This is a genomic window from Raoultella sp., assembly GCF_039594335.1.
Lineage (GTDB): Bacteria > Pseudomonadota > Gammaproteobacteria > Enterobacterales > Enterobacteriaceae > Klebsiella.
In genome coordinates this window covers 20,973-27,562 of record NZ_JBCNNS010000059.1, presented here as the reverse complement: position 1 = coordinate 27,562, position 6,590 = coordinate 20,973, and the positions used below count along the sequence as shown (strand labels likewise).

Annotated in this window: 3 protein-coding genes and 1 pseudogene; 2 read left to right on the top strand and 2 right to left on the bottom strand. The window is 56.9% G+C overall.

Going from position 1 to position 6,590, the window contains the following annotated elements; all coding sequences use genetic code 11:
- Nucleotides 1-336 precede the first annotated feature (336 nt).
- Nucleotides 337-3,060 carry a cation-transporting P-type ATPase gene (locus ACZAHD_RS12390; protein WP_462457041.1) on the top strand — a complete coding sequence of 908 codons (2,724 nt, stop codon included), beginning with the start codon at nucleotides 337-339 and terminating at the stop codon, nucleotides 3,058-3,060.
- A gap of 58 nt (nucleotides 3,061-3,118) precedes the next feature.
- Nucleotides 3,119-4,197: pseudogene (locus tag ACZAHD_RS12385) on the top strand (efflux RND transporter periplasmic adaptor subunit).
- A 189-nt stretch (nucleotides 4,198-4,386) separates the two neighbouring features.
- On the opposite strand, the gene ACZAHD_RS12380 reads toward ACZAHD_RS12385, so the two are convergent.
- Nucleotides 4,387-5,124, bottom strand: a complete 738-nt coding sequence (locus ACZAHD_RS12380; RefSeq protein WP_462457043.1) for a phosphodiester glycosidase family protein — start codon at nucleotides 5,122-5,124, stop codon at nucleotides 4,387-4,389.
- 82 nt (nucleotides 5,125-5,206) lie between these two features.
- Nucleotides 5,207-6,322, bottom strand: coding sequence for a YbdK family carboxylate-amine ligase (locus tag ACZAHD_RS12375; protein WP_462457040.1), 1,116 nt, complete (start codon nucleotides 6,320-6,322; stop codon nucleotides 5,207-5,209).
- Nucleotides 6,323-6,590 lie beyond the last annotated feature (268 nt).

Here is a 6,590-nt window from a genome sequence, read left to right as displayed (position 1 = left end):
CATTAATGTCAATTAAAGTCATTATTAAAGTGTGTATTTTACAAAAGTATAGGTGCTATATCCCACTATAGTAGCAATCATAATAGCCAACAGGATGTACAGTGCCAGGCGGCGCCCTCGGTAGATCCCAAACATAATGAACCTCGTTTAATATATGTTTATTAACATTCTGTAATGATTGTTTTAGGGATTAACTTATTACTGATTTGAAATTTTGCGAGGAGTTGTAAATTGTCCTGGATCAACTTTTATCTCGCTATATAAAATCATATTCGTTCATTGGCCAGAAATGATTTCAGGCTTTCCGAATAACGGAATTTATAAGGAAAATTTATTTTGACCAGAATAATTCATTCCCATAATACTCCCCATACGGGAGATACTGCATCGCAGCCCGCCTACCAACAGAGTGTTGAGCAGGTGCTGGCGCAGAAAACAAGTCGCGCCGAGGGATTGCACTCCGCCGAGGCCGCAGAACGCCTGGCCTCCTTTGGCCCTAACGCGCTGCCGGAAAAGAAAAGCAAGCCGGCCTGGCTGCGTTTCCTGGCCCACTTTAACGACGTGCTGATTTTCGTCCTGCTGGCGGCGGCGGCGCTGACGGCGGTGATGGGGCACTGGGTGGATACCCTGGTTATCCTCGGCGTCACGGTCATCAACGCCCTGATTGGCCATGTGCAGGAGAGCAACGCCGAAAAATCCCTGCAGGGGATCCGCAACATGCTCTCCAGCAACGCGCGAGTACAGCGTAACGGCAAACACGAAACCTTGCCAACCCGCGAGCTGGTGCCGGGGGATATCGTTATTCTGCGGGCTGGCGACCGGGTTCCGGCGGATATGCGCCTTATCGAAACCCACAACCTGCGCGTGGAAGAGGCGATTTTGACCGGCGAATCAACGGTGGTGGATAAAATCACCGATGCACTACAGGGCGAACTGCCGCTGGGCGACCGCACCAACATGGTATTTTCCGGTACGACCATCAGCGCTGGCGGAGGCGTCGGCGTGGTGACGGAGACCGGGCAGGATACGGAACTTGGGCACATCAACCAAATGATGGCCGGTATCGAGAAGCATCGCACGCCGCTGCTGGTGCAGATGGATAAACTGGGGAAAGCGATTTTCGTCATTATCCTCGCCATGATGGCGGCGCTGTTTGCCTTCAGCCTGGCCCTGCGTGATATCCCGCTGGGGGAGCTGCTGCTCTCCCTGATTAGCCTGGCCGTCGCCGCCGTCCCGGAAGGGCTGCCGGCGATTATCTCGATCATTCTCTCACTCGGGGTGCAGGCGATGGCGCGCAAACACGCCATTATTCGCAAGCTCCCGACGGTAGAAACGCTGGGCGCGATGACCGTGGTCTGTTCGGATAAAACCGGAACGCTGACCATGAACGAAATGACGGTCAAAGCGATTATCACTGCCGATTGCTGCTACCGGGTTGAGGGGGACAGCTACGAGCCGCAGGGCAATATCTATCTGGAAGGCAGCGATGAACCGGTACAGATTCATCCCGGAAGCGTACTGGAAACGTATCTGCGTACCATCGATCTGTGCAACGACAGCCAGCTGGTACAGGACGCGCGCGGCCTGTGGGGCATTACCGGCGGGCCGACCGAGGGGGCGTTAAAAGTGCTGGCGGCGAAGGCAAAGTTGCCGCCGGTTGAGACGCAACTGGTGGCCAAAATTCCGTTTGATTCCCAGTATAAGTACATGGCGACACAGCAGAACATCGACAATGTAGAGCGTGTGCTGGTCACTGGCGCGCCGGATGTGATTTTCTCGATGTGCCGCGAGCAGATGACAAAGCAGGGCGCGGTTCCGTTCGAGCGCCAATACTGGGAGGATGAGATCTCTCGCTTCGCCAGCCAGGGGCTGCGTATGGTTGCCGCCGCCTGTAAGCCGGCGCAGGCCGGTAGCACGACGCTGACCCACGACGATCTGCGTGAAGGTCTGGTGTTCCTCGGCATCGCCGGGATGATGGATCCGCCGCGTCCGGAGGCTATTGACGCGATTCACGCCTGCCAGACCGCAGGGATCCGCGTGAAAATGATTACCGGTGATCACCCGCAGACGGCAATGAGTATCGGTCAGATGCTGGGGATCACCAACAGCCACCAGGCGATGACCGGCTATCAGCTGGAGCACATGGAGGATGACGAACTGGCGAAGGTCGCCGTGGAGTACGACATTTTCGCCCGTACCAGTCCGCAGCATAAGCTGCGCCTGGTCAAAGCGCTGCAGGATACCGGTGAAGTCGTCGGCATGACTGGTGACGGCGTGAACGATGCCCCGGCACTCCGCCAGGCCGACGTCGGCATTGCGATGGGAATCAAAGGTACTGAAGTCACCAAAGAGGCGGCCGACATGGTGCTGACGGACGATAACTTCGCCACCATTGCCAGCTCGGTGAAAGAGGGACGTCGCGTCTACGACAACCTGAAGAAAACGATTCTGTTTATTATGCCCACCAACCTGGCGCAGGGGCTGCTGATTATCATTGCCCTGCTGGCGGGGAACATTATTCCGCTGACGCCGGTGTTGATTCTGTGGATGAACATGGCGACCTCCGCCACGCTCTCTTTCGGTCTCGCTTTTGAAGCTGCGGAGCGCAATGTCATGAACCGTCCGCCGCGGAAAACCGGCCAGCACGTCATGGATGGCTTCGCCATCTGGCGCGTCGCCTTCGTCGGAACCATGATTGCCGTCGCCGCCTTTATTCTTGAGGCCTGGCTGGCGCCACGCGGGCATAGCGCTGAGTTTATCCGCACCGTGCTGTTGCAGATGCTGGTGACCGCGCAGTGGGTATACATGATTAACTGTCGTCGCAGCGAGGGCTTCTCATTAAATCGCGGTCTGCTGCGCAACAAAGGCATCTGGCTGGTCAGCGGCGTGCTGCTGCTCCTGCAACTGGCGATTATCTACCTGCCCTTTATGCAGACGATGTTTGGCACCGAGTCGTTGCCGCTGCGCTACTGGTTTATCACCCTGGCGATTGCCATTGTGATGTTCCTGGTGGTGGAGATCGAGAAGCGCTTGACCCGCCCGTTACGTAAAACGGCCTGATCCCCGTCATCCCTCTCCGATCAGGGGAGGGATGATGCACCGTCGGCAAGGAATCCTGATGACAAACATTTTGCGCCTGGTCTTACTGACCCTTAGCCTGTCAGGCTACGCCTTGACGGCCACCGCAGCACCCGCCATCCCGGTTCGCGCGGCTGTTGTTCAACGGCTACCGCATGTGGCTGAACGCCTGCTTCCTGGCCGTATTGAAGCGATTCATGACGTGGAGATCCGTGCGCGCACCGAGGGGACGATTGTGCAGCGCCACTTTCAGGACGGGCAGTACGTCAGGAAGGGGGATGGGCTGTTCACCCTCGACGATGCCCAACCCCGGGCTGCGCTGGCGCTGGCCGAGGCTGAGCTGAAAAGTGCGCAGGCTTCTCTGCGTCAGGCCCGACAACTGCTGACCCGCTATCAACAGTTGAAAAATAACCACTCCATCAGCCGCAACGATGTCGATAACGCCCGAATGCAGCGTGATGTGGCCGCCGCCGCCGTTGAACAGGCGAAAGCGCGCGTCACGACTCAGCAAATTACGCTGGATTATACGCGCATCGACTCGCCGCTGAGCGGGCGTATTGGCCACAGCCGCTTTCATGTCGGCAGCCTGGTGGGGCCGACCAGCGGCATGCTGGTGGATATCGCGCAGCTCGACCCGATTCGCGTCTCTTTCGCCTTAGATGAAGCCGCCTTTTACAGTAAAGTCGGGCAGCATGCCGATATCGGTGCGCTGAAGCAGGCGTGGCTGGTACAGATTGAACCCGACGGCAAGCGGGAAAATGGGGGGCTGACCTCGGTCGATAACCGGATTGATACTCGTACCGCCAGCGTAGTGCTGTGTGCCGAATTCGCCAATCCGCAGCATCGCCTGCTGCCGGGCGGCAACGTGCCGGTTATTCTTCGCCCGCGACAGGCGCAGGAGAGTCTGATGATCCCGGTTGCCGCCGTTCAGCAGGATGCACAGGGGTTCTATAGCTGGGTGGTGACGGGACATAACACCGTTGTGCGCGCCGTTTGACCTCGGGCGGCCAGCAGGGACAGCAGTTTGTCGTGATGGACGGTCTGCAGGCGGGCGAGCGCGTGGTGACAGACGGCGTGCAGCGTCTGGGTGACGGCGCTGCCGTTCAGTTGCTGAAATAAGGAAAGGAGAAGGGATGCTGGTGGCAACGGTGATCGGGATGGCGTTTATTCCCTCGCTGTTCGTGCTGTTCGTGCTGTTCGTGCTGTTCCAGCGTCTGCGCGAGTGGGGGCATCGGCGGATCTAAGAGCGGGTCTGTCGGCAATGTCTGGTCGCCCGGCCAGATGCGTAGCGCTTATCGGGCTACGGGATCACAGCGGTCCGGGGGACGACTTGCTCTCCACTGCGATCATGGTGACGAACGGGTGATACTGCCACGGTACGCTGCCGCCTTTCCGATACATCTTTGAAATGGTACCGTCGAGATAGAGCATCTGCCGCACGTCGAGCTTTGACTGCGCGTAGCAGGAGAAATCGTAGAAGTTGGTTTCGCGATCGCTGAGCATAAAAATCACCTGGCCCTGCCGGGTGATGCCGACGCCATTGCGCAGCTTGCGTGAGCTGGCGGACGGCTTCAGGCGCCAGTTTATTTTGCCGTTTTCAATCAACATCGGGCCGGACTGCACGGCGTAGGTGATTGTCGACGATGGTTTAAATTTAGCGATGCTGACGATCCCTGCTTTCTGTCCTTGAAGATAAAACACCCCGCCGGGGCGGATAAAAAAGTTGCCGCCGCCGGAAGCGCGATTAAGCGGCGCTTTCTGTACGCCTTTTTCGATATACAGCCCCAGCGGCGTGTAGCTCTTCGCATAAATACCGCCGTTCATTGCCATCTGTACGCGTCCGTCCTGATTGATATCCGCCAGCAGCCCACGCAGCGATCCGAAGGCCTCACCGTCCGCTTTTTTCCAGTACATCACGATGCGCTCGCGCTGCGAATTGACGGTATAGCTTTGTAGCGTCAGCGACGGGTCGGTGAGGGTACATTTTGCGCCGACCAGCGCGGAGAGGGGAAGCAACAGTGCTGGCAGCAGCGGCAAGAGGCGCAAAGTCATGAGAGCGTTCCAGGTATGCCGCAGGAAGAGACGGGGCGGCGAAATCAATATTGGCCGCAGTATACCTTTTGCCGGACTATGCCGCCCAGATTTCGCAGTGCTTTTGCACCAGACCGATTAGCGAGCCGCCGCCAGCGACAAATTCACGCATCTGGCGGGCTTCGCTCTTCTCCTGCCGCAGCTGGCGTCCGATCGCCTCAAGGGTGCTGGAGGCATTGAGCGTATCGGCGTAGGGCATCAGGCGGGGGAGCAACTGTAAAATCTCCTCGCGAAGCTGGCGCTGCTCGCCGCTGTGAACATCGGTGTTGATGCCTTTCAGCCCGTAGCGACAGGCCTGGTAGCGGTTAAAAGGATACAGCAGGTAGTCATCAGGATGATGTTTAAACGGCCTCTCCGTCAGCAGCCAGCAGGCGAGGGTCTGGATGAATCCGGCGATATTGATCGCCTGCGCGAGAGTGAGCGGGGTATCCATTACCCGCACTTCGACGGTGCCAAAACGGGGACTGGGGCGAATGTCCCAGTGCAGATCTTTCATACTGTCGATCATGCTGGTATAGCTGAGACGTCGGAACAGACGGATAAACTCCTGCCAGCTGTTGACCCACGGCATCGGCCCGTTGTCAGGATAAGCGGCGAACAGATTCAGACGCGAACAGGCAAAACCGCTGTCGGCGCCGTCGAGCCACGGAGAGGCCGCATTCAGCGCAATACAATGTGGGACGAAGTGCGAGAGACCATGCAAAAGATAAATTGCATCATCGCCATTCTGGCAGCCAACATGGACGTGTTGGCCGAATATCGTGGACTGCTGGGCCAGGTAGCCGAAGTGCTCCACGGTTTTCAGATAGCGCGGATTATCGCTGATTTGCTGGCGCTGCCAGGTCTGGAAAGGATGGGTGCCGCCGCCGCAGATTTGCAGATGGTGCCGGGCGGCAGTGCGTAAAACCGCCTGCTGGATGGTGCCCAACTGCATCGCGGCCTGGTGGATATCGCGACAAACCCCGGTGGCGATTTCCAGCATGCTTTCAGTGATGTCATGTTTCGCCTCACCGACGCTGAGGCCGCTTTTCACGTCATCGATGAGCAGCGAGGAGTCCTGGCTCAGATCGTATCCTGGCGGATTGACCACCTGAAGCTCCAGTTCAATTCCCAGGCTGAAGGGGGCGGAACGGTGAAAGTCGGGTAGTGGCATGGTGACTCCCTGATGAGCATGATAAACGAAGTATAGATGGGATCGACCCGGGCTGATAATTGCGCGGAAATGATGAATTTATTTTATATAAAGTGACGCTGCGTTATTATTACTGAAGTTTACTATGCGGCAATAAATAGTCTGGTGCAATTCTGCAACTTATTTCCCTCTGGTGGTGCGTAAAAATAAGGGTTGTTTATTTTTTCAATTAAAATCATTTAGATATGATATGATTCTCTTATTTTATAAGTGCTTTCACACCTATTTT

Bases quoted from the DNA above. Each gene is read 5' to 3' on its own strand.
- ACZAHD_RS12375 (WP_462457040.1), bottom strand. From the start codon at position 6,322: ATGCCACTACCCGACTTTCACCGTTCCGCCCCCTTCAGCCTGGGAATT.